Raw genomic sequence first — 22,967 nt, 5'->3', positions numbered from 1 at the left:
TGGGCGATCCATCGCCCCTACACTCGTCGTTTCCCGGAGGCCGCCCCTTGAAGACCGTCGACTTCTTTTTCGACTTCTCCTCCCCGTACAGCTACCTCGCCGCCACGCAGCTCCCGGCCCTCGCGGCGCGCGCCGGCGCGACGATCGCGTACCGTCCCTTCGTGCTCTTCGCCGTGTTCAAGGCCGCGGGCAACGACATGCCGGCCAAGATCCCCACGAAGGGCGCGTACCTCTTCAAGGACCTCGAGCGCTGGGCGCGGCACTACGGCGTGCCCTTCCGTTTCTCCAGCCACTTCCCCTCGAACACGATCAAGGCCATGCGCATGGTCCACGTCGCCGCGGAGCAAGGCAAAGCCGAGGCGTTCTCGCAGGCCGCCTTCCGCGCCATGTGGGCAGAGGATCGGGACGTCGCGAGCCCCGAGACGCTCGCCGAACTCGCGCGCGGCGTGGGCCTCGAAGCCGAGGCGGCGCTCGCCGCGATCGAGACGCCCGCGATCAAGGATCGGCTCCGCGTGGACACCGACGAGGCGATCGCGCGCGGCGCGTTCGGCGCGCCTGCGATGTTCGTCGGGGACGAGCTCTTTTGGGGCAACGATCGGCTCCACTTCGTCGAGGAAGCGCTGAAAGGCTGATGGCGCTCCGTCCTTTCGAACGGCTCCCCTACGAAGCGCTCCCCGCGTTGCCGCGCATCCCGCACGGCTACCACCGCGCCGAGGCGCGCCGCGTGCAGGTGCCCTCCCGCATCTTCGGCGATGTCGGCGTGCATGTCCGTGTCGTGGGATCGGGCCCGCCCCTCCTGCTCGTGCACGGGCTCATGACGTCGAGTTACTCGTTCCGGTACGTGCTCGAGCCCCTCGGCCGGTTCTTCCGTGTCTTTGCGCCCGATCTGCCCGGCGCAGGCCGCTCCGACAAACCGACGCGGGCGGATTTTTCGCCGCGGAGCTTCGGCACGTTCCTCGCCGAGCTCCAGCAGGCGCTCGGCATCCGTGGGTGCGCCGTCATGGGCAACTCGCTCGGCGGGTACGTGGCGATGCACCTCGCCTTGCAGGATCCGGCGGCCGTCTCGCGCCTCGTCGTGAACCACGCGCCGGGCACGCCGGAGCCGCGGTACGTCGCGCTCCGGGCCATGCTCTCGACCGGCGCGGGCCGCGCGCTCCTTCGTTACCTCGTGCAGCGCGACCCGCGCCGCTGGGTGTACCGGAACGTCCATTACCACGACGAACGGCTCAAATCGCGCGAGGAGCTCGACGAGTACGGCGCGCCGCTCGCCACGGACGCGGGGCTCGCGTGCTTCACGAAATCGCTGCACGAGACGCTCGCGCCTGCGGGCTTCCACGCCTTCGTCGACGAGCTCGGCCGCGCGCCTTTCCCCGTGCCGTTGCTCTTCGTGTACGCCCGGAAGGATCCGGTGGTCTCGCCCCGCGTGGGGGAAGCCCTCCACCGCCTCGCGCGGGGCTCCGAGCTTCGATACCTCGAAGGCACGTCGCATTTCTCCCACGTCGACTCGCCCGATCGGATGGTCGAGACCATCCTGCCCTTCCTCCGCGCCGCCGAGGGCCACGAGCCCGCGGGCGCCTCGCTCGGCGGCTGACGGTCGCCATTCCTACCGGGCCTGCGCGGGCTCTCCGCACGAAAAACCGTGTACGCTCCTCCCTGCGCTTCGTTTGCGCACCAACCATGGGAAGGTGGAGGGAGGCATGCGGATGAAATCGTCGTGGTCTTTGTGGGGGTTCGTCCTGGCGAGCGTGTCGATCGGCGTCATCGGCTGCGGCAGTGAGGTGAACAACGGCGGCTCGGGCGGCTCCGGGGGCTCCGACGCGGGCAGCACCGCGTCGAGCGGCGGCTCTGGGGGCACGGGCGGAGGCATGGGCACGGGCGGCGCTGGGGGCGCGGGCGGCGGCATGATGGCCGGCTCGGGCGGCGCGGGCGGAGGCACGGGCGGCGCAGGCGGAGGCACGGGCGGCGCGGGCGGGGGCAATTATGCGAGCTGCGAAGAATGCACGGCCGACACCGGCGCGCCCGCGAACGAGTGCAAGGCCGAGTTCGACGCCTGCATGGCCTGGAAGACCTGCGTCAGCATCTACCACTGCCAGCATAACAGCACCCCGAACGGCCCGGGCCCTTGTGACACCACCCAGGCCGGGGCGTGTTGCACGTGGTTTTGCCAGGAGGCGGGCCTCGACATGGAGGGGATCACGCGTTTCCGGGCGCTCGATCAATGCATGCATTGCAAGACCTGTACGGGGCTCTGCGAAACGGCGGATACCTACTGCCCCGTCTTCCAGCCGGGCGGCAGCTCGGCTTGTATTCCCTGAGCTGACCCGACCGGCGACGAACGCCGGTTGACGCCGCCGTCGACCTCTGGTCTGGAGCGTACGCATGCGCTCCGCTCTCGCCCACCTCGCCCCGCTCGTCCTCCTCGCCGGTTGTGCAGGCGAACCCCCGATGCCGGCTGCGCCCCCGCCGCCCTGCGCCCCCGAGCCGCCGGCCGCCGTGGCGAAACCTTCGTCCGATCCTTCGGCCGTCGCCGCCCCGGCCGCGGCGACGACCGTCGTCGCGGGCCTCGCCGCCCTCGAAGCGGAGCTCGTCGGCAAGCACGGCGAGGCGCAGAGGCCCCGGATCAAGCGGGGCCTCGCGCAGGCCGCGTCCCTCTGGCGGGCGGAGGACGGGGAGTTCGCCGCGTTCGTGCGCGAACAGTTCCTCTCGGATCCGGCCGCGGTCGACGCCACGTTCGCCCGGCTCGAAGGCTTGATGGAGCAGCTCGAAGGGCACCTGCACGAGATGGGGCGCGCGCTGCGTTTCCCCACGGACACCGACACCGGGCCGCTCTTTCCGCTCGATCCGCTGCTCGCGGGCTACGAGCCCGCGGCGCACCTCTACGAGGATCTGTTCAAGTCCCGGATCGCGTTCGTCGCATTGCTCAATTTTCCGCTCTCGGACCTCGCCACGAAAAACGCCGAGGGCGAACGGTGGAGCCGCCGCCGCTGGGCCGAGGAGCGGCTCACGGGGCGCTTCGCGATCCGCATTCCCGGCGAGATCGCCCAGGAGATCGCCCGCGCGAACACCGAGGGGGATCTGTACATCTCCGATTACAACATCTGGATGCACCACCTCGTGAACGAGAAGGGCGAGAGGCCCTTCCCCGCGGGGCTCCGGCTGATCAGCCACTGGAACCTGCGCGACGAGCTCAAGGCCAATTACGGCGATCCGCGCGGCCTCGAAAAGCAGCGGATGATCGTGCAGGTGATGGAGCGGATCGTCACGCAGACGATCCCGGCTGCGGTCATCGACGATCCGCGGGTCGACTGGAACCCGTTCACGAACGAGGTCCGCCTCGCGCCCGCCGCGGACGTCGAGCCCGCCGCGCCGAAACGCGCGCCGATCACGGTGGCCTCGGCGAGCCCCGAGCCCTACGTGCGTTATGAAAAACTGCTCGCCTCGTTCCGCGCTTCCCGGCGGGCCGACCCGTATTCGCCGATCGCGAATACCGCGATCAAGCGTCGATTCGAACTCGGCCGCGAGATCGGCGAGGACCGCGTGCGCGCGCTTTTCCTCGAAATCCTCGGCTCGAGCACGATCCCGAAGGTCGCCGCCGAGATCGAGCGTCGGCTCGGCCGCAAGCTCGGGCCGCAGGATCTCTGGTATGCGGGCTTCAAGGCACGCGGCGGCAAGACGGAGGCCGAGCTCGACGCGATCACGCGCAAAAAATATCCCGACGCGAAGGCATTTGCGGCCGACATCCCGCGGATCCTCGTGGCGCTCGGCTTTCCGAAGGATCACGCGAAGACGATCGCCGAGCGGATCGCGGTGGATCCCTCGCGCGGCGCCGGGCACGCGATGGAGCCGCGGCGCCGCGGGGACAAGGCGCGCCTCCGGACGCGTATCGAGAAGGACGGGATGAACTACAAGGGATACAACATCGCCGTCCACGAGCTCGGGCACAACGTCGAGCAAGTCCTGTCGCTCTACGACGTCGACCACACGCTCCTCGCGGGCGTGCCGAACAACGCGTTCACCGAGGCGCTCGCCTTCACGTTCCAGGCGCGGGATCTGGAGCTGCTCGGCCTCCAGAAGACGACGGCCGAGTCCGATCGGGATCGGGTGCTCGGCGAGTTATGGGCGGCGTGGGAGATCGCGGGCGTCGCGCTCGTCGAGACGGACGTCTGGCACTGGCTCTACGAGCACCCGGACGCGACGGCCGAGGAGCTCGGGAAGGCCACGGTCACGATCGCGAAGAAATACTGGAACCAGTATTACGCGCCGCACCTCGGGTCGCCGGATTCGGCGTTGCTCGCGATTTATTCGCACGCGATCTCGACGCCGCTCTACTTGCCGGATTATCCGCTCGGGCACCTCATTGCGTTCCAGATCGAGGAGCACGTGCGGAAGCAAGGCAAGCTCGGTCCGGAGTTCGAGCGGATGGCGAAATACGGATCGGTCCTGCCGGACCTGTGGATGAAACACGCGGCGGGGGAGCCGATCAGCGCGGGGCCTTTGCTCCGCGCGGCGGAGAAGGCGATCGGGGGAAAGCCGTAACGGCCTGGGTCAGGGCGCGCTCGGGGGCAGGATGCCGACCGCGTCGATCTCGTTCCAGCCGTCCACCTTGTCGGACGCGAGGTCGATGCGCACGGCGGAGATGGGCGCGCAGGTCTTGGTCGGCGCGGAGCGGATGTGCGCGCAGGCCCCGATGCTCGCGGGCGCGGCATTCTGGTAAATCACCTCGTCGCCTTCGCTCGTGGTGATCGTGATCTTCGAGATGGCGCCCGGGTTGTACGTCTCGTAGACCCACACGGCTTCGCCGATCACGGGGGGATTGAAGCTCACGGTCAGGAACTCGTTCGGGTTGTCGAGGCCGAGCGTCGCCCAGGCCTTGGGCTCGTCGGCGCCGGCGGGATAGACGTCCGGCGCGCCGAGGGCCTGCGTGGCCGCATACTCCGTCGTTCCATACTGGGACGAGAACTCGACCACCTTGTCGGCCCACACCACGCTGGCCGGCGCCTGGATCTCGGTCACGAGATTGGTCACGTTGACGCAACGCTTCGTGTCGTCCTCCTCGTCGACGACCTTGCCGTTGTTGCAGTCGACGGGGGTGCCACCGCCGTTGCCGCCGTTGCCGCCGTTGCCGCCGTTGCCGCCGTTGCCGCCGTTGCCGCCGTTGCCGCCGTTGCCACCCCCCATGCCGCCGTCGCCGCCGTTGCCGCCGTCGCCACCGTTGCCGCCGCTGCCGCCGTTGCCGCCGGACGCGCCGCTGCCCGCGGTGCCGCCGTTGCCGCTGGTGTCGTCGGGGTTGTCCTCTCCGCATCCGGCGAAGCACGCCAGCATCACGAGCATCGGGGCCACGATCGAGATTCGTCGCAGGGGAAGATTCATTCTATTTGCTCCTTCCCGTGAGAGTATGCTCACAGGTAGGACGGAAACGTATCCCACCCGACGGACGTGTGTCAACCGATCCGGGCGCCCGTGGGCTCGATCGCGACGCCGCCGCGCGCCGCGCTCGTCCGTGGTATGGATACCCCGAGCACCGAGGAGGCCGCCGTATGTACCGCGTCACCATCCTGTACCCGCACGAAGAGGGCAAGCGCTTCGACCTCGACTACTACGTGCAAAAGCACATGCCGATGGTGAGGTCCTTGCTCGGACCGTTCGGCTTGAAGAGCGCGGAGGTCGCCGAGGGCCTCCCCCGCAATGGCGCGCCCCCTCCGTTCGTCGTCATCGCGTCCATGACGTTCGACGCGATCGAGGATTTTCAGCGCGGCATCGCCCAGCACGGCCGCGAGATCAACGCGGACTTGCCCCATTACACGGATTTGAAGCCCACGCTGCAAATCAGCCGGATCTGCTGACGCGCGGCCCCCTGTGTCCCATTCTCAGGCCATGAACCCCAAGACGCCCCGCGCCCTCGTCCTCCTCGCCGAAGAGGCTGAGGAAATGGAAGCCACCATCAGCGTTGACGTCCTCCGCCGCGCCTCGATCGAGGTCGTCCTGGCCGGGATCGACGGCGCGTCGCCGGTCTGTTGCAGCCGTGGCGTCCGTATCGTGCCCGACGTGGCCCTTGCCGAGGTGACGGGCTCGTTTGACGTCGTGGTTTTGCCCGGTGGCAAGGGCGGCGCCGATCGGCTCGCCGCATCGCCCGAGGTGGGCGCGCTCCTCCGCGCGCAGGCCGAAGCGGGCCGCCTGGTCGCGGCCATTTGCGCGGCGCCGATCGCGCTCGCCGCGCATGGCGTGTTCGCGGGGCGCCGCATGACGTGCCATCCCTCCGTGCGCGAGATCGTCGCGCGGCACGGCAAACACGAGGGCGAGGCCGTCGTGATCGACGGGTCTCTCGTGACGAGCCAGGGCCCGGGGACGACCTTTTTGTTTGCCCTCACCCTCGTCGAGATGCTCTGCGGCGTGACCACCCGCGACGCGATCCGCGCGCCGATGATGCTCCTATCGTGACGCATTGAGCCACGACCGAGCTCGTCAAGAAATGTGTAGCAAAGGACGGCGGAACGACGTAGAGTGAACGTTCCCCGCACAATGCCCCCGATCACGCTTGATCATCGGGTTGGGCGGAGTCCTATTCGTGGCGCGCGTGTGCTCTCCCCGCGCAACGGGAGGAGTGTTTCCATGGGCTTTCCGCACAGCGAACTCGTTGTCCTCGGCACCGTGGTCCTCGCAGGAATCGTGGGGAAGTTGTGGCTCTCGGGCGGCAAAGGCGCGGAGACGTCCGAGGAAGCGACGAGCCTGCGGCGCTCGTCCCGGCCCGGGGGTTCTCCCGCGGCGGAGGCGCGCGGGCGTGACGAGGACGTCGAGGAGCCCGTCCCCGAGAGCGGGATCCGCCTCAAGCAGGGCGCCCGCGTGCGTCGCGTCGATTTCCGGAAAGGCGGCTGAGCCGAGAATGCCGCGTCACGTCAAGCGTCACGTCAAGCAGACGCGCGCGCGATCACCTGGCTGAAGACTTCCACGGCCCATTCGAGGTCGCTCTTCGTCACGAATTCGTCTGGGGCATGCGCCTGCGCGATGTCGCCGGGGCCGATCACCACCGAATCGATGCCCGCGCTGGAGAAGAGCGCGGCCTCGGTCCAGAACGGGAGCGTCGACTCGGCGCGGGGCAGCGAGCCGAGGAGCGCGCGGAACGGGGCCACGTCGCGGGTCTCGAAGGGTGACATCGACAGCACCGTCCGCGTCTCGATGCCCTCGCCTGCCGCGCGCGCGTTCGCCGCGAGCTCGGCCTCGAAGGCCGCCGTGTCGAACCCGGGCGGCGGCCGCACCGAGAACGTGAGCGAGGCCCGGTTCGGCACCACGTTGAACGCGACGCCCCCCTCGATGGAGGCCACGTTCATGCAGAGCCCCTTCATGTCGGCGGGCCCGCGATCGAGCCAGCGCCTGCCGATCTCGTCGAGCCCCACCGCGAGCCGAGCCATCGTGACGACCGGCTTCGGCATGTGATCGGCGCCCGACGAGTGGCCCCCGCGACCCAGCACCTCGGCCGAGAGCGCCACGCAGCCGCGGTGCCGCACGCCCACCGTGCGCCCCGTCGGCTCGCAGACCACGGCGCGCTTCACGACCTGGGCCCACGGGCTCGCCAGGAAATGCCGGATGCACGTGCCCGTCCGCTCCTCGTCGCCGGAGAAGACCACGCCCACGTTGCGCGGCTTCTTGCCTTCCAGCGCGACGAGCGTCGCGGCGATCGCGCCCTTCGTGTCCGCCGCGCCGAGCCCGATCACGCGATCTGCCGTGACCACGCCTTCCCACGGATCCACGGTCCACCCGCTGTTCGCGGGCACCGTGTCGACGTGCGCGTTGATGATCGTCTGCGGCTCGCCCCAGCGTGCGGCCACGTACGCGCCCGTGCCTTCGGCGCGCGGCACCTCGACGACGCTGACCTCGTCCGCGCCGAGCTCGGCGAGCGCGCGCGAGAGCATGCGGCAGATCGACGGCTCGTCGCCCCCGGGGTTGTCGGTGCGGTGTCGGATGAGCTCGGCGAGCAGGGCGGCGGGATCCATGGCCGAGCATCCTACCATTCCCGCACTCCCTTCCAAGTCGAAGCGCCCGAACGAGCGGAGCCACGTGAAGCGCGGGCGAACGGGCGGGTGGGCGGCGGGCCGAGGAGGCGGATCGAGCTGGAGCGCCGAACGGTTCGGCGTTCTGCGAGATCGCGAAGCGAGCTCGCCTCGGGGGGTGAATCGGCCGGGCTTTGCCCGGACGAGAGGGGGGACGCGAGGCGTCCCCCTCGGGACGAAAGAAGCCTAGAACATCGAGCGGTTGTCAAACCGATCGATGTTCTAGGCCGCGAACATCCGGAGATGTCGGGGGGCGAGCCCAACCCCCTCCCCTTGTCAAGCCCACCCCGCCGGTTCAGGGGCAGATCGCCGGGAGCATGAGCTCGTTGTTCTTCTCCACGCATTCGCTTGCGAGGGCGTTGCCGGCGCCATCGTCGTCGACCAAAAGCACGAGGCTCACGAACCCCGCGGCCGCGCTGGCCTCGACGGTCGCTTCCAGGGGCTTCGAGGACCAACCGGGCGCGAGCGGTTCGTCGAGCTTGCCGGACGCGAGCAAGGTCCTCGTCCCGTCTTGCGCCACACCTTGAAGGGCCCAGGAGAGCCCCACCGGCGCGGCGCCGGCGCCTTGGTTTTCCACGCGGAAGACGAACCGGCCCGACGCGGGACAACCTTCGCTGCAACTGGCGAAGACGACGGGCACGAGGTCGGGCGCGACGAGCGCGCCGAGCGCGCTGAAGCCGCCCTCGCGAAACGAGTTGCGCCCGAGCCAGTGAGGCATCTCCTTCGCGGGGATACGCAGGTCGTCGTCCACGTTCGTGATGTGGTAGGCGTGCTGGTTCCAGACGGGCCGGCCCGTGGCCCAGTCGTTGCTGGCGCCCGACAGCACGGTGATGCCCGTCCACGGCCCGGCAAAATACCCGTTGTTGGACGCGAGGACGATGTCCGCGTGGCCGTCGGCGTCGACGTCCGCCATGACGGGATACTCGTGGTACGTCGCGCTCACGTGCTCGGGCATCTGCGCGACGACCGTGCCCGTGGATCCATCGAAAATCCACAAGGTCTGCTCGTCCGCGTAGACCACCTCCGCCTTGTTGTCGCCATTGAAATCGAAGACGGACGAGCCCGTGACGAACGAGGTGTTGTCCTGGATGGGCGCCGTCCAGAGGACTCCATCCGCCTCCTCCGGATCCAGCACCGCGTACACCACGCTCGCGGCGACGCCGATCTCGGGCTTCCCATCCCCGTCGAAATCGGCGACGGTGGGCGGGCCGCCGTAGGCGCCGAGCACCCCGGAGCGGCTCCATAACGTGGTTCCGTCGCCCGGATGCAGGATGGACACCGTGCCGGCGTGAATGACGACGATCTCGGGCATGGTTGGATCCGCGCCCGGGATGTCGAAGTTGGCCACGGCGGCATGCCCGCCCGGCCCGGTCCACAACGTCGACCCGTCCAGCCGGCTCACGCCTGCGCCGCTCACGATTTCCATCGTACCGTCCTGATCCAGATCGACGAAAAACGACGTGGGGCTGTGGAAGTCGAGGGCCCCGAAATACCAGTCGTGCGTGAGGGCCGTCTTCACCATCACCTGCCCGTCACTGGTGCAGACGGTGTTCCCCGCCAGGATCTCGGCGTTCCCCGTACCGTCGGCGTCGGCCATGGCGGGATACCCATACGCTCCGACGCCCGCGGGGCAGCTCCAGAGGGGCATCCCTTGGTGGTCGAACGCGAGCAGATGGCCCCCATTGTTGATCGTGTACACCTCGGGCAAGCCGTTTCGATCCGCATCACCGAGGGCCACGCCTGCAGCGCCTCGTGGTCCGGGCGCGCTCCAGAGCTCCGCGCCGTCCTTGCCCGAGATCGCGCGAAGGTATCCCTCGCCAAACCATCCCGTGGAGCCGCTATACGTGGTGAACACGATGTCGGGGATGTCCTTTGGGTCGACCTGACCATCGCCATTGTCGTCGTTGAGGTTTCCGACGACCGGCGTGACAATGACCTGGTTGGACCCAGGGGCCACGTCGAAGGTGCCCTTGCGCCATTTCACGACGGGATTGAGCTCGCCTGGCGGCGCCGTGAACTGACACGCCGCGTCCGACGGGACGCTCTCCGCAGGCGGAGGGTCGGTGCAGAAATCGACCCTCGCGCCGCCGGCGCCGCCCATGCCGCCGGCGCCACCCATACCACCGGCGCCGCCTATACCGCCGGCGCCGCCCATACCGCCGGCGCCGCCCATACCGCCGGCGCCACCCATACCACCGGCGCCGCCCATACCGCCGGCGCCGCCTATACCACCATCGCCGCCCATACCACCGGCGCCGCCCATGCCGCCGGCGCCGCCCATGCCTCCGGCCGCGCTTCCCGTCGTCTGCGTCGTGTCGTCGGTGCCGCCGCATGCGACCGCGGCCGTCAGCGTGAACAACGCCATATACCTCGCCGCGACGAACGACGCTCCGACCCTTCGTGCAAGATGAATGCTCGTCACCCGTATCCTCCTCCGTAGCGCGCCGACTCTACACGACTCGGCTCCGGGGGTCGTGGGGAAGCCCCTCACCACGGAAGCACGCTCACCATCCGCGCATTCGATCGCCCTCCCCCCTCCGAAGCACAGACCCACGACCCCCCACACCATAACATGCGCGTTGCATCGCATGATTTCGCGCCCGTGATGTGCTCCGCCGCCTCGCGCCCCCTTCTCGGCCTTTAGCAAGTCGACTATTCTCTTGGTCTCATGGGGCGAGCCTGGGTCGTCCGCGCCTGCTGCGTTGCCGTTCGATCCGTTCACGGTGCTCGTCCAATCGGGGAGCCATCTTTCTGACTATCAGGAGCTCGTCATGCGCATTCTCGTCCTCCTCATCTCCTTGGCCCTGCTGATTGCCGCGCCGGCACCAGCGCTCGCCACCCCTTCGGTGGCCGTGCGGTCCGTGTCCTTCACCGTCACGAATCCCCTGGAGCTCGGTATGCTCCGGACGGTGCGGGGCAAGCTTTATCTCCCGGCCAACGCCCCTCAGTGTCGCAAATCGGTGATGCTCCTCATCCCGGGCCTCTCGTATGGCGCCTGGGCGTGGGATTTCCCGTATGAGCCAGACACCTATTCGGTCGCGCGTGCTCTCGCGTCCCAGGGCTTCCCGGCGATCGCCATCGACAAGCTGGGGTATGGCGCGTCGGATCGCCCCAACGGCTACACCCTCACGATCGAGTCCTACGCGGCGATGACGTCACAGATCGTGACGCAGCTCCGGACCGGCCTGTACCAGACGCCCCTGCCGTCCTTGCCCATGGCGTTCTCGCGGGTGGGGCTCATGGGCCATTCGGCAGGCACCGAGATCGCCGAGCTGACGGCCGGCCTCTTCGGGGGTGTCGATGTGCTCATCGCCACCGGCTACACGCACGTCTTTACGCCGCGCATCTTGGCGGACTTCACCACGGGGGACACCGTGCGCGCGGCGCTGTCCGACCATGTGTACTTCGGCGGGACGGTCGAGCAACGGACCGAGTACATGTACAATCTCTCCGCCGCCGATCCGGCCGTGGTAGCCCTCGACACGGCGATGGCCGAGCTCACGCCCTCGGGCGAGATCCTCACCATCAGCTCCCAGCCCTCGCGGCTGGTCATGGGCCTCATCACCGCGCCGGTGCTTCTGGTGCTCGCGGAGCAGGACCTTCTTTTCCCCCCGAGCCTCTTGGGGGTGCCCGTCGGCGAGCTGGAGCTGGCCCTCTTCGCCTTGTCGGCGGACAAGGCGCTCCACGTCGTCCCCGACGCCGGGCACTCGTTCATGCTCCACACGAACGCGCCGGAGACGAACGCTGCCATCGTCGATTGGCTCTCCGAGCGCGTCCCGGCTTGCCAGGCTTCCGGCGGCCTCCCGCTGCTGTTCTGAGACGGCCGAGCGCCGCAGGAGGCGCTTCGCTCGCCTTTTCCCGCCCGGACTACCCTACCAGCTGCCCGCGGCAACGCAGCACGCCCGCCGTGTCCACGAGGCAGAGCAAGGACGACGAAGCCGCGACGTCGCGCACGGCGACGCCGTCGAGTGGGCCGCCCGGGATCCGGTCCTTGTGGCCGAAGCACGTCGCCCGGCCGCCGGCCAGCGCGCAGAAGTAGCGAATTCCCGGGACGAGGCGCTCCACCGTATCGAGCGCCGGTGGGGCGTACGTCTGCAGGGGGTCCGACCCCTTCGACATGCAGCGGATCTTGCCGGCGTCGATTCCGCAGGAGATCATCTCGTCGGACACGACGGACGAGAAGTGGCCCGGCACCCGCTCCTCGATCCGGGAGAAGTCAGCGCCGATCTCGCTCTGCATCGCGATCCCCGCCGACGTCACCGCCCAGGGGAAGCCGTAGAGATCGACGGCGACGAACGAGCCCGAGGCGCGCACCAGCCGGCGGTTCGGCTTCGGCGTGCCGTCGAGCGCCTCCAGGCAGAAGAGCGCGCGGCCCTCGGTGACGGCGCAGGCCTTCCCGTTGTCCACCGACACCATGGCGATCTTCTCGCGGGCGAGCTTGGTGGCGAAGGCCCGGACGTTGCGGCTCTCCCCCCAACACGCGAGGTGACCGTCGGGGCGGATGCCGCAGCCCTCGTGGAAGCTGCCCGAAATCGCGCGGAAGGGGCCCTTCGGCAGCGTGATGCGCCCCCACTGCACGACCTTCCCGTTCCAGACCCCGAGGCCCACGTCGTCGTCGCCGTCGGGGCCTGGGGACACGTCGGCGGGCCGTGCAGGCAACCGGGTTGTGGCGTCCCAGCACGAGAGCTCGCCGTTCTCGCGGAGCCCGCACCCATTCGCGCCCCCCGACGAACATCACCACACGCTGAAAGCGCCCTGCCATCATGGGCCGATCGAACGTGACGGGGCCTTGCGAGAGCTCGACGGTCAGCGGGCCCTGGTCATCGACGGTCGGCTCGACGGCGACGGCGGGCGGGCTCACGGCCGGAGGGGCGCTCGGCGCCGTGCTCGCCACAGGTGCTGCGCTGCTCGACGCCGGAAGCGCCGCGCTGCTCGACGCCGGTGCCGCAGCCGTGCCCTGCACGCCCGTTGCCGGCGCCGCGGGATCGACGCGCGCACAGGCCCCGAGGGCAACGAGGACGAGAGCGCCGCGGATGCGCAAAGCCGGTCCGAGCATGGGGCGCGTGGGCACACGACGATTCACGCGAGAGCAAGGGAAGCGTGCCCGGTGGGAATTGACATTTGTCTTGCAGCTCGTGACCGGCTCGTATTTGCTCGGCCCCGAGATCATGACGCTTCCCGCGGAGAAACAAGCCCTGCTCGATACGATCACCGCGCGCCTTTCGGCCGTGCCAGGCGTCGTCGCCGTCGTGCTCGGCGGTTCGTACGCCCGCGGCACGGCCCGCCCGGATTCGGACCTCGACGTGGCCATGTATTACGCCGAAGCGAGCCCGTTCCGGATCGAGGACATTCGCCGCGTCGCGGCCGACATTTCGATCGCCGGCCCTCCCGACGTGACCGATTTCTACGGCTGGGGGCCGTGGGTCAACGGCGGCGCCTGGATCCAGACCACCGCCGGCAAGGTGGACTTCATTTACCGCAACCTCGATCAGGTCCGGCGCACGCTCGACGATGCGGCGCGGGGCGTCACCCACCATGATTTCAACCAGCAGCCCCCCTTTGGCTTTTACAGCGTGATTTACCTGGCCGAGACGCGCGCCTGCTTGCCGCTGCACGACCCGGCCGGACACATCACAGCCCTGAAACAGCAGGTGGAGGTCTACCCGCCCCTGCTGAAAGAGAAGCTCGTTCTCTCGAATCTATGGCTGGCCGAGTTCTCGCTCGTGCATGCCGCTGGGTACGCCGAGCGCGGCGACGTGTACGCCGTCTCCGGCGCGCTCGGCCGCACGGCCGCATTCCTGACCCAGGTGCTCTTCGCCCTCCATGAAACCTATTTCATGACCGACAAGACCGCCATGGCCGAGATCACCGCCGGCTTTCATGCGGATTCCCCGCGCGTCCCGCCGGGGTACGTGCAGCACCTCGCAAGGATCCTGGCCCGCCTGGGCGAGACCCCGGCCGAACTGACCGCCTCCACCCACGCCCTGCGTGATCTGTGGGCGAGCGTGGTGGCGCAGGCCTTGGACGCAGGCCTCGGCTACCGACCGGCCTTCAAGCTGGTGTGACGCGAGGGTGTCGGGGCGTTCGAAGGGGTGCGGGAGAACGTGACGGACGGGGGCCGCCGCTCCCGTCCGCTCTTCCACCCCACCCTCTCCTGTCGGAGGTGGATCGACCTCCTGTCGGAGGTGGATCGACCTCCGACAGGAGGTGCTTCATCGACGTCCGGAGGTCCTCGACCGCCTTGGGGAGGTTTCTCACCTCCGGGAAGAAGTCCGCAGCCTCCGACGAGAGCTCCTTCACCTCCGGGAAGAAGTCCGCAGCCTCCGACGAGAGGTCCCTCACCTCCGGGAAGGAGCCCGCGACCTCCGACGAGAGGTCCCTCACCTCCGGGAAGCCGTGCTCGAACTTCGGGAAGACGTCGCAGACGTCCAGGGACGCTCCCCGGACCTCCTGCAGGAAGTCCGGGGCCTCGGAGACGACATCCCCCACCCTTCAGGCAGAGCTGCTTCCGAGCAAGCCTACCCGAGCCCCTTGCGAGGGACCTGCGTCAGGAAGGCCTGGTCGCGGCGGTGAAGGCCGCAAACAGCTCATCCGTGGCGTCCGGCGCCGTCATGCGCCCTGCCACGACATCGGCCTCGATGCGCGCGAGCCGCCGCTCGACCTCGGGGTGGGCACGGAACGCCCGGTCGAGCCGCTCGGCGATCAGCGACCACATCCAGGATCGTTGCTGCTCCGCGCGCATCGCCGCGAGTTCCCCCGAGGCTTCGAGGACACGACGGTGCTCTTCGACCACCTCCCAAAGCGCGTCGAGCCCCTCTCCCGTCAAGCCCGACACGGCGAGCGCGCGGACCTTCCAGCTCGGGCGCCTGCGCGGCAGGTAACGCAGCGCGGCCCGCAGATCATGAAGCGCTGTCCGAGCACGCAACGCGCCGTCGCCGTCGCACTTGTTGACGCCGATGGCATCCGCGAGCTCGAGGACGCCCTTCTTGATCCCCTGGAGCTCATCGCCCGCACCCGGCAACGCGAGCACCAGGAGGAAATCGACCATCTCGCAGACCGCCGTCTCGCCCTGCCCCACGCCCACGGTCTCGACGAGGATCACATCAAAGCCGGCGGCCTCGCAAAGCAGCATCGTCTCGCGCGTGCGCCGCGCGATGCCGCCGGGCGTGAGCCCGCTCGGCGAGGGCCGGATGAATGCTTCCTTTTCGAGCGAGAGCCTCGCCATGCGGGTCTTGTCGCCGAGGATCGAGCCCCCGGAGACCGAGCTCGACGGATCGATGGCGAGGACCGCGATCCTCTTGCCGCGCGACAAGAGGCGCATCCCGAGCTCGTCCAGGAACGTGCTCTTTCCGACGCCTGGCACGCCCGTCACGCCGACCCGCCGCGCCCCGCCCGTCGCGGGCAAGAGGCGGGTGAGGAGCGCTTGCGCGAGCGCGGCGTCCGTTTCGTCGCGGCTCTCGACGAGCGTGATCGCCTGGGCGAGCACGGCACGATCTCGCTCCCGAACGCCGCGCTCGTAAGCCTCCAGCGAGAGGCGCGGACGCCTTCGCGTCATGGCTCCTCGTCCATCTCCAGCCGATCGAGCAGAGCGCAGGCCGCCTCGGCGATCACGGTGCCCGGACCGAAGATCTCCGCGGCGCCCGCCGCGCGCAGCGCTGGATAGTCGTCGGGGGGAATGACACCCCCGACGACGACCAGGATGTCGGGACGGCCGAGCGCCGAAAGCGCCGCGCGCAGCTCCGGGACGAGCGTGAGGTGGCCGGCGGCGAGCGAGCTCGCGCCGATGACGTGCACGTCGTTCTCGACGGCGGCGCGCGCCGTCTCCTCGGGGGTCTGGAAGAGCGGACCGATGTCGACGTCGAACCCGAGATCGGCGAACGCCGTGGCGATCACCTTCTGGCCGCGGTCGTGCCCGTCTTGCCCCATCTTGGCGACGAGGATGCGCGGCCGCCGTCCCTCCCGTTCGAGGAACGCCTTGGTGCGCATCCGTGTCGTCGCCACCGCGGCGGAGCTCTCTCCCACCTCGCCAGCATACACGCCGGAGATGGCGCGAATCTCGGCCTGATGACGCCCGAACACCTTTTCGAGCGCCATCGACATCTCTCCGACCGTGGCGCGTGCCCGCGCGGCGGCCGTCGCCAGATCGAGCAGGTTCCCTCCGCGGCCGGCGGCGCAGGCCGTCAGCGCTTCGAGCGCGCGCTCGCATGCCGCGGGGTCGCGCTCGCGTCGCAGGCGTTCGAGCCGCTCGATCTGCGTGCGCCGGACGGCCGCGTTGTCGACCTTCAGCACGGGGACGGCCTCGTCGCTCGTCGGACGGACGCGGTTCACGCCGATGATGGCCTGCCTGCTTGCGTCGATGCGCGCCTGGGTACGCGCGGCGGCTTCTTCGATGCGGAGCTTCGGCACGCCGGCCTCGATGGCCTTGACCATGCCGCCCAGCGCTTCGACCTCGTCGATGTGCTGCCGCGCGCGCGCGGCGAGCTCGTGCGTGAGACGCTCGACGTAGTAGCTGCCGCCCCAGGGATCGACGGGCCTGCACGTGCCCGATTCGAGCTGGAGCTGGAGCTGGGTGTTCCGCGCGATGCGCGCCGAGAAGTTCGTCGGGAGCGCGAGCGCCTCGTCGAGCGAGTTCGTGTGCAGGCTCTGCGTATGACCTTGGGTCGCCGCCATGGCCTCGATGCACGTGCGGATCACGTTGTTGTAGACGTCCTGCGCCGTGAGCGACCAGCCCGAGGTCTGGCAATGCGTGCGGAGCGCGAGGCACTTGTCGCTCTTCGGCGAGAACCGCGACATGAGCTCGGCCCAGAGGAGCCGGGCGGCGCGGAGCTTCGCGACCTCCATGAAGAAGTTCATCCCGATCGCGAAGAAGAACGAGAGGCGCGGCGCGAATGCGTCCACGCTCATCCCCGCGGCGATGCCGGTGCGCACGTATTCGAGCCCGTCGGCGAGCGTGTATCCGAGCTCGAGATCCGCGGTCGCGCCGGCCTCCTGCATGTGATAGCCGGAGATGGAGATGGAGTTGAACTTCGGCATCTTCTGCGAGGTGAACGCGAAGATGTCGGCGATGATCCGCATCGAGGGCGCGGGCGGATAGATGTACGTGTTCCGCACCATGAACTCTTTGAGGATGTCGTTCTGGATGGTGCCGGCGAGGCTCGAAGGCGGGACGCCCTGCTCTTCGGCGGCGACGATGTAAAGCGCGAGGATCGGCAAGACCGCGCCGTTCATCGTCATCGAGACGCTCATCTTGTCGAGCGGGATGCCGTCGAAGAGCAGGCGCATGTCGAGGATGGAGTCGATGGCCACGCCCGCCATGCCGACATCCCCCGTGACCCGCGGATGGTCGCTGTCGTATCCGCGATGCGTGGCGAGGTCGAAGGCGATCGAGAGGCCCATCTGCCCCGCGGCGAGGTTCTTGCGGTAAAACGCGTTGGACTCCTCGGCCGTCGAAAACCCCGCATACTGACGCACGGTCCAGGGCTTCTGGACGTACATCGTCGGATACGGGCCGCGCACGAAGGGCGGAAAGCCGGGGAGCGTGCCGAGGTGCCCGAGGCCAACGAGGTCGTCGGCCGTGTAGATTCGCCGGTGGGGAATCCCTTCCGGCGTGTCCCACATATCCGCGGGCATCGCGGCCGGCGGGGAACCGTCCGCCTGCACTGCGTCGAAGTCGAGCTCAGCGAAGTTGGGGAGACGGCTCATGACGGGACGCCGAGGAGTTCGGAGAGGAGGGTCACTGCGTCGCAACCGACGAAAATGAAGCCGTCGACGCCGGCCTCGCGCAGCGGCGCATCGAGCCGGGAAGGACGCCCGGCGACGAGGACACGCTTGCAGCCGGCGGCCTTGAGCGCACGCGCGCGCGGCGCCGCCTCGGTCGCGTAACGCTCGTCGGTGCCGCAGAGGCAAACGATGGGGGCGGTCTCGTCCGTCGTGCTCTCCCGCGTGCGAATGCCGCCCGCGGCGAAGAAACCGGCGGCGAAGCCAGCGCGTGGGCGTGACTCGGCGAAGGGGCCGAGCGTGACCAGCAGCGCTTCGGGCGGGGTCTCCGTGGCCTCCGCGCGCGCGCGGAGCGCCTCGAACGCCGCTGCGTCGCGATCGGCTGCGAGCGCGTGCGCGACGCGTGGAGGCGCCTCTGCCCCCGGCGCGGGGCGCGGGAGCGTCTCGTCGAGGTTGGCGAACTCGGACACGCCGAGAAGGGGGACCTTGCGTTTCGCGATGCGCTCGCGCCACGTGCGCGAGACGGCCTCGAGCCTCGCCGCGAGGCTGCCGCTCTCCAGCGCGGATGGGATGCCCCCCTCTCGTTCGAGAGCCCGGAACCGCTGCCAAGCTTCACGCGCGAGCGCGTCCGTGAGCGTCTCGAAGGCATACGAGCCGCCGGCAGGATCGGCGACCTTGCCGAGGAAGCTCTCCTCGCGAAGGACGAGCCCCGTGTTCCGCGCGACGCGACGAGCAAGCGCGGAGGGGACGCCGAAGGCCTGATCAAATGCGTTGGGCGTGACGAGATCGGCGCCGCCGAGGATCGCGGAAAACATCTGGGTCGTGACGCGCAACATGTTCACCCAGGGATCACGCGTCGTGAGCGTCCGTGAGGAGCACACGGCGTGGACGCATGTGCGCGGCGCGCTGGCCACGCCGACGGCCGCGAGGAGCTTCCGCCAGCACGTCCGCAGCGCGCGGACTTTGCACAATTCGACGAACGTGTCCCGACCGACCGCGATTTGCACGGCGATCTGGCGCGCGGCCCGCTCCGGCGAGAGCCCCGCTTCGAGCAGCGCATCCAGGTACCGCGCGCCGGTGGAGAGCGCGACGGCAATCTCGTCCGCGGCGTCCGCGCCGGCGTCGTGGTACGGCAGCGTCGAGACGAGCACCGAGGTCGCCTCCGGCGCGCGTGCTTCGACGAATTGCGCGACGCCCCCGAGCGTCGCGAGATCCTCGGCGAGGGTCGCGAACGGCGCGGCGCCACGCGCGCGGTCGGCGAGCGGGTCCATGCTCAGGGCGAAGCGCGACGCGACCACGGGCGCGAGGGCGGTGACGTTGCGCTCCACGGCCTCCATCGAGGAGGCCTCCTCCCTGTCGAAGACAAAGAACGTCTGCGCGAAATCCGCGGGGGCGAGCGCAGCGGCGCACGCGTCTTCGAGCCTGAGCCAAAGCGCGTCGGCGCCCCCTTCGACATCGGCCACGAGATCGGCGGCCGCCGCGCCGCGCTCCTGACGCATGCAGATCCGGAACGGCGGCGCGGAGAGATCACGCGTGGCGCGCGCGGAGGCCGGAGCCTCGGTGTAGAGCGGCGCGATCAGGATCCGCTCCATCGCCTCGTGGACGAGGGAGGCCTCGAACGAGCGGCCTCCAAGCTCTTTTTCGACTTGGGCGCGCCACGCGGCGACCGTGACAGACGGGAACTCCATGGCCGGCTTCTCCTTCACATGTTGCGCCGGTACTGGCCGCCGACCTGATAAAGCGCATGCGAGAGCTGGCCGAGCGTGCAGACCTTGCACGCCTCCACGAGCGCGTCGAAGATGTTGCCGCCGTCGAGCGCGGCGTGCTTCACGGCCTCCAGGGCGGCCGGCGCCACGGCCGCGTTTCGCTTCCAGAAGGCGTCGCGCGCCTCGATCGCATACTCCTTCTCCTCCTTGCTCGCGCGGATGACCTCGGGCGGCGACACCGTCGGGGAGCCCTTGGGATCGAGGAACGTATTGACCCCGATGATGGGCAAGGCTCCATTGTGCTTCAGCGTCTCGTAGTAGAGCGACTCCTCCTGGATCTTGGAGCGCTGGTACATGCGCTCCATCGCCCCGAGCACGCCGCCGCGCTCCGAGATCGAGCGGAACTCGTGGAGCACGGCCGCCTCGACGAGATCCGTCAGCTCCTCGACGATGAACGAGCCTTGCGTCGGGTTCTCGTTCTTGGCCAGGCCGAACTCCTTGGTGATGATGAGCTGAATCGCGAGCGCGCGCCGGACGCTCTCCTCGGTCGGCGTCGTGATCGCCTCGTCATACGCGTTCGTGTGGAGCGAGTTGCAATTGTCCTGGAGCGCGAGGAGGGCTTGCAGGGTCGTCCGGATGTCGTTGAACGCGATCTCCTGGGCGTGAAGTGAGCGTCCCGAGGTCTGGATGTGGTACTTGAGCTTCTGCGAGCGCTCGTTGCCGCCGTACTTGTCGCGCATCGTCTTCGCCCAGATACGCCGCGCCACGCGCCCGATGACGGTGTATTCGGGATCCATGCCGTTCGAGAAGAAGAACGACAGGTTCGGGGCGAAGTCGTCGATGTGCATCCCGCGCGAGAGGTAATATTCGACGAACGTGAAGCCGTTCGACAGCGTGAATGCGAGCTGCGATATCGGGTTCGCCCCGGCCTCGGCGATGTGGTAGCCGGAGATCGAAACCGAATAGAAGTTCCGGACCTTCTTGTCGATGAAGTATTGCTGGATGTCTCCCATCAGCCGTAGCGCGAACTCGGTCGAGAAGATGCACGTATTCTGGGCCTGATCTTCCTTGAGAATGTCGGCCTGTACCGTGCCGCGGACCGCCGAGAGCGTCGCCGCCCGGATCTTCTCGTAGACCTCGCGGGGCAAGACCTCGTCGCCGGAGACGCCGAGGAGCATGAGCCCGAGGCCGTCGTTGCCGGCCGGCAAGGCCCCCTGATAACTCGGGCGCGGGACACCACGCTGCGCAAAAATCTCGGTGATCCTCTGCTCGACCTCCGCGACCTTCCCCTGGCTCCGGATCCACTTCTCGCAGCCCTGGTCAATCGCGGCATTGAGGAAGAAGCCCAGCAACATCGGCGCCGGGCCATTGATGGTCATCGACACGGATGTCGTCGGATCGGACAGATCGAAGCCCGAGTAAAGCTTCTTGGCGTCGTCGACATTGGCGATCGAGACGCCGGAGTTGCCGACCTTGCCGTAAATGTCGGGCCGATGATCCGGATCCTCGCCGTAGAGCGTGACGGAGTCGAACGCCGTCGAGAGCCGCTTGGCCGGCAGGCCACGCGACACATAGTGAAACCGCCTGTTCGTGCGCTCCGGGCCGCCTTCGCCCGCGAACATGCGCGCCGGATCCTCGTTCTCCCGCTTGAGCGGGAAGACGCCCGCCGTGAACGGGAACTGCCCCGGCGGCGCCTCGCGAAGGAGCCAGGTCAGGAGATCACCCCAGTCCTCGTATTTCGGCAGCGAGACCTTCGGGATCCGGAGGTGCGAGAGCGACTCGGACACGAGGTCGAGCTCGATGACCTTGTCTCGGACCTGGAACTGGTACTTGGCCGCCGCATAACGTCGCTTGGTGGCGGGCCACTCGTCGAGGAGCTTCTTGCATTCGGGCGCGAGACGTGACTCGAGGTCCCGATAAAGCTCCACGAGCTCGCCGAGGAAGGGCGGCTCTCCCTCGATGCGCTGCGTGACCAGCACGGTATCGGCCGGGCCGGTCGGCTCCACGATCTCGAGGTGCTTCTTGCCGACGTTGGCGCGGAGGGCCTCGATGGTGCCGCGGAGCTGGTACATCCTCCGGGCGATCGCCGCCTGGGCGCGCGTGAAAGCGTCGTAGGCCTCGCACGTCTCGACGATCTCGGCGAGGTATCGCGTGCGTTCGGGGGGGATGACCCAGCGCTTCTCGCTCATTCCAGCCGTGAGTTCGAGCCGCGATTCGAGCGGCGCCTTGGTCTTCGCGGCGAGGGTCTCCACGATCGTCCGGTAGAGCCTGTTCATCCCCGGATCGTTGAACTGCGAGGCGATCGTCCCATACACCGGGACGTCCTCGTCGGCGACGTCGAAGGCGTTGTGGTTGCGTCTCCACTGCTTCTTGACGTCGCGCAGCGCGTCGAGCGAGCCGCGCTTGTCGAACTTGTTGATGGCGATGATGTCGGCGAAATCGAGCATGTCGATCTTTTCGAGCTGCGTCGCCGCGCCGTACTCGGCCGTCATGAGGTACAACGAGACGTCGGCATACTCGGTGATCTCCGTGTCGGATTGCCCGATGCCCGACGTCTCGACCACGATGAGATCGAAGCCGGCCGCGCGGCACACCTCGATCGACTCGCCCACGTGCTTCGAGAGCGCGAGGTTCGATTGGCGCGTCGCGAGAGACCGCATGTAAATGCGTGGATCGTCGATCGCGTTCATGCGGATGCGGTCGCCGAGCAGCGCGCCGCCCGATTTGCGCTTCGAGGGATCGACCGAGAGCACGGCGAGCGTCTTGTCCTTGCTATCGGCGAGGAAGCGGCGCACGAACTCGTCGACGAGGCTCGACTTGCCGGCGCCGCCGGTGCCCGTGATGCCGAGCACGGGCGCCCGTTTCGACCGCGCGGGGAGCGCGGCGAGCGCAGCACGCAGCCTGTCGCCGGCCTCGGGGAAATTCTCGGCGATGGTGATGAGCGAGGCGAGCGTGGCCGGCCCTCGCTCGGAGAGGCGCGCGAGGTACGGCTCGAATTCTGCGCTGCGCTTCTCGAAGTCGCATCGCTCGATCAGATCGTTGATCATCCCCTGAAGGCCCATCGCCCGGCCGTCGTCGGGCGAATAAATGCGGGCGACGCCGTACGCGTGGAGCTCCTCGATCTCGGAGGGCAGGATGGTCCCGCCGCCTCCGCCGAAGACCTCGATGCGAGCGCCCGCGCGCCGCAGGAGATCGATCATGTACTTGAAGTACTCGACGTGCCCGCCTTGGTAGGACGTGATGGCGATCCCCTGCACGTCTTCCTGAATGGCGCAGTTGACGATCTCGGCGACCGAGCGGTTGTGCCCGAGATGCACGACCTCGGCGCCGGAGGCCTGCATCAGGCGGCGCATGACGTTGATCGCAGCGTCATGGCCATCGAAGAGCGAGGCCGCGGTGACGATGCGAACGTGGTGGCGTGGCTTGTAAGGGATGACGGCGGTGCGGGGGTGCACGAGATGGAACCTTCCTCAGTTGCCCGTGGCGCCGACGGGGGCGA

General features: G+C 68.7%; 18 protein-coding genes. 9 read left to right on the top strand and 9 right to left on the bottom strand.

The genetic code is table 11. The annotated features are described in order from the left end of the window. The first annotated feature begins 47 nt into the window (after positions 1 to 47). The 4 genes from POL67_RS26980 (at position 48) to POL67_RS26965 (ending at position 4,536) form a co-directional block, all read left to right on the top strand. A complete protein-coding gene (locus POL67_RS26980; protein ID WP_271922104.1) occupies positions 48 to 632 on the top strand; it encodes a 2-hydroxychromene-2-carboxylate isomerase in 585 nt (194 codons plus the stop codon). Continuing rightward, positions 632 to 1,591, top strand: a complete 960-nt coding sequence (locus POL67_RS26975; RefSeq protein ID WP_271922102.1) for an alpha/beta fold hydrolase — start codon at positions 632 to 634, stop codon at positions 1,589 to 1,591. The genes POL67_RS26980 and POL67_RS26975 overlap by 1 nt, the downstream gene beginning before the upstream one ends. Before the next feature lie 112 nt (positions 1,592 to 1,703). Next, complete coding sequence (locus POL67_RS26970) at positions 1,704 to 2,315, top strand: hypothetical protein (RefSeq protein WP_271922100.1); 612 nt, start codon at positions 1,704 to 1,706, stop codon at positions 2,313 to 2,315. 64 nt (positions 2,316 to 2,379) lie between these two features. After that, the gene (locus POL67_RS26965) at positions 2,380 to 4,536 is read left to right on the top strand and encodes a gluzincin family metallopeptidase (RefSeq protein WP_271922098.1); all 2,157 of its coding nucleotides are present in this window, start codon (positions 2,380 to 2,382) and stop codon (positions 4,534 to 4,536) included. A 9-nt stretch (positions 4,537 to 4,545) separates the two neighbouring features. Here the strand turns inward: POL67_RS26965 and POL67_RS26960 are convergent, their stop codons facing one another. Then, on the bottom strand, positions 4,546 to 5,370 hold the full coding sequence (locus POL67_RS26960) for a hypothetical protein (protein ID WP_271922096.1): 825 nt from the start codon (positions 5,368 to 5,370) through the stop codon (positions 4,546 to 4,548). Positions 5,371 to 5,537: 167 nt separating this feature from the next. Here POL67_RS26960 and POL67_RS26955 point away from each other — a divergent pair, with 167 nt between their 5' ends. The 3 genes from POL67_RS26955 to POL67_RS26945 all read left to right on the top strand — a co-directional run bounded on the left by POL67_RS26955 (position 5,538) and on the right by POL67_RS26945 (position 6,873). Continuing rightward, a complete protein-coding gene (locus POL67_RS26955; RefSeq protein WP_271922094.1) occupies positions 5,538 to 5,843 on the top strand; it encodes an EthD family reductase in 306 nt (101 codons plus the stop codon). Positions 5,844 to 5,874: 31 nt separating this feature from the next. Continuing rightward, positions 5,875 to 6,438, top strand: coding sequence for a DJ-1 family glyoxalase III (locus POL67_RS26950; protein WP_271922092.1), 564 nt, complete (start codon positions 5,875 to 5,877; stop codon positions 6,436 to 6,438). Positions 6,439 to 6,609: 171 nt separating this feature from the next. Next, the gene (locus POL67_RS26945) at positions 6,610 to 6,873 is read left to right on the top strand and encodes an uS11 family ribosomal protein (protein ID WP_271922090.1); all 264 of its coding nucleotides are present in this window, start codon (positions 6,610 to 6,612) and stop codon (positions 6,871 to 6,873) included. Between the two features lie 32 nt (positions 6,874 to 6,905). Here POL67_RS26945 and POL67_RS26940 read toward each other — a convergent pair whose 3' ends face one another. Next, on the bottom strand, positions 6,906 to 7,988 hold the full coding sequence (locus POL67_RS26940; protein ID WP_271922088.1) for a M20/M25/M40 family metallo-hydrolase: 1,083 nt from the start codon (positions 7,986 to 7,988) through the stop codon (positions 6,906 to 6,908). A gap of 352 nt (positions 7,989 to 8,340) precedes the next feature. Then, a complete protein-coding gene (locus tag POL67_RS53730) occupies positions 8,341 to 10,467 on the bottom strand; it encodes an FG-GAP repeat domain-containing protein (RefSeq protein WP_271922086.1) in 2,127 nt (708 codons plus the stop codon). Between the two features lie 349 nt (positions 10,468 to 10,816). On the opposite strand from POL67_RS53730, the gene POL67_RS26930 reads away from it, so the two are divergent. After that, positions 10,817 to 11,863 carry an alpha/beta hydrolase gene (locus tag POL67_RS26930; RefSeq protein ID WP_271922084.1) on the top strand — a complete coding sequence of 349 codons (1,047 nt, stop codon included), beginning with the start codon at positions 10,817 to 10,819 and terminating at the stop codon, positions 11,861 to 11,863. Positions 11,864 to 11,912: 49 nt separating this feature from the next. Here POL67_RS26930 and POL67_RS26925 read toward each other — a convergent pair whose 3' ends face one another. Further along, positions 11,913 to 12,683 (bottom strand): hypothetical protein, encoded by a 771-nt coding sequence (locus POL67_RS26925; RefSeq protein ID WP_271922082.1) that lies wholly within the window; start codon positions 12,681 to 12,683, stop codon positions 11,913 to 11,915. Between the two features lie 512 nt (positions 12,684 to 13,195). Here POL67_RS26925 and POL67_RS26920 point away from each other — a divergent pair. Further along, positions 13,196 to 14,110 carry a nucleotidyltransferase domain-containing protein gene (locus tag POL67_RS26920; protein WP_271922081.1) on the top strand — a complete coding sequence of 305 codons (915 nt, stop codon included), beginning with the start codon at positions 13,196 to 13,198 and terminating at the stop codon, positions 14,108 to 14,110. Here the strand turns inward: POL67_RS26920 and POL67_RS26915 are convergent. From POL67_RS26915 to POL67_RS53725, 5 genes are read right to left on the bottom strand one after another with little or no spacing between them, the layout of a single operon-like run. Further along, positions 14,097 to 14,534 carry a hypothetical protein gene (locus POL67_RS26915; protein WP_271922079.1) on the bottom strand — a complete coding sequence of 146 codons (438 nt, stop codon included), beginning with the start codon at positions 14,532 to 14,534 and terminating at the stop codon, positions 14,097 to 14,099. The genes POL67_RS26920 and POL67_RS26915 overlap by 14 nt on opposite strands. A gap of 58 nt (positions 14,535 to 14,592) precedes the next feature. Next, positions 14,593 to 15,600 carry a methylmalonyl Co-A mutase-associated GTPase MeaB gene (gene meaB, locus POL67_RS26910; RefSeq protein WP_271922077.1) on the bottom strand — a complete coding sequence of 336 codons (1,008 nt, stop codon included), beginning with the start codon at positions 15,598 to 15,600 and terminating at the stop codon, positions 14,593 to 14,595. Next, positions 15,597 to 17,747, bottom strand: coding sequence for a methylmalonyl-CoA mutase (gene scpA, locus POL67_RS26905; protein WP_271922075.1), 2,151 nt, complete (start codon positions 17,745 to 17,747; stop codon positions 15,597 to 15,599). The genes meaB and scpA overlap by 4 nt, the downstream gene beginning before the upstream one ends. Continuing rightward, positions 17,744 to 19,450 (bottom strand): methylmalonyl-CoA mutase family protein, encoded by a 1,707-nt coding sequence (locus tag POL67_RS26900; protein WP_271922073.1) that lies wholly within the window; start codon positions 19,448 to 19,450, stop codon positions 17,744 to 17,746. The genes scpA and POL67_RS26900 overlap by 4 nt, the downstream gene beginning before the upstream one ends. A gap of 14 nt (positions 19,451 to 19,464) precedes the next feature. Continuing rightward, entirely contained in the window at positions 19,465 to 22,923 is a 3,459-nt protein-coding gene (locus tag POL67_RS53725; RefSeq protein WP_271922071.1) for a methylmalonyl-CoA mutase family protein, read from the bottom strand. Between the last annotated feature and the right edge of the window lie 44 nt (positions 22,924 to 22,967).

This window comes from Polyangium mundeleinium, assembly GCF_028369105.1.
GTDB lineage: Bacteria > Myxococcota_A > Polyangia > Polyangiales > Polyangiaceae > Polyangium > Polyangium mundeleinium.
This window is presented reverse-complemented; position numbering and strand designations above follow the sequence as displayed.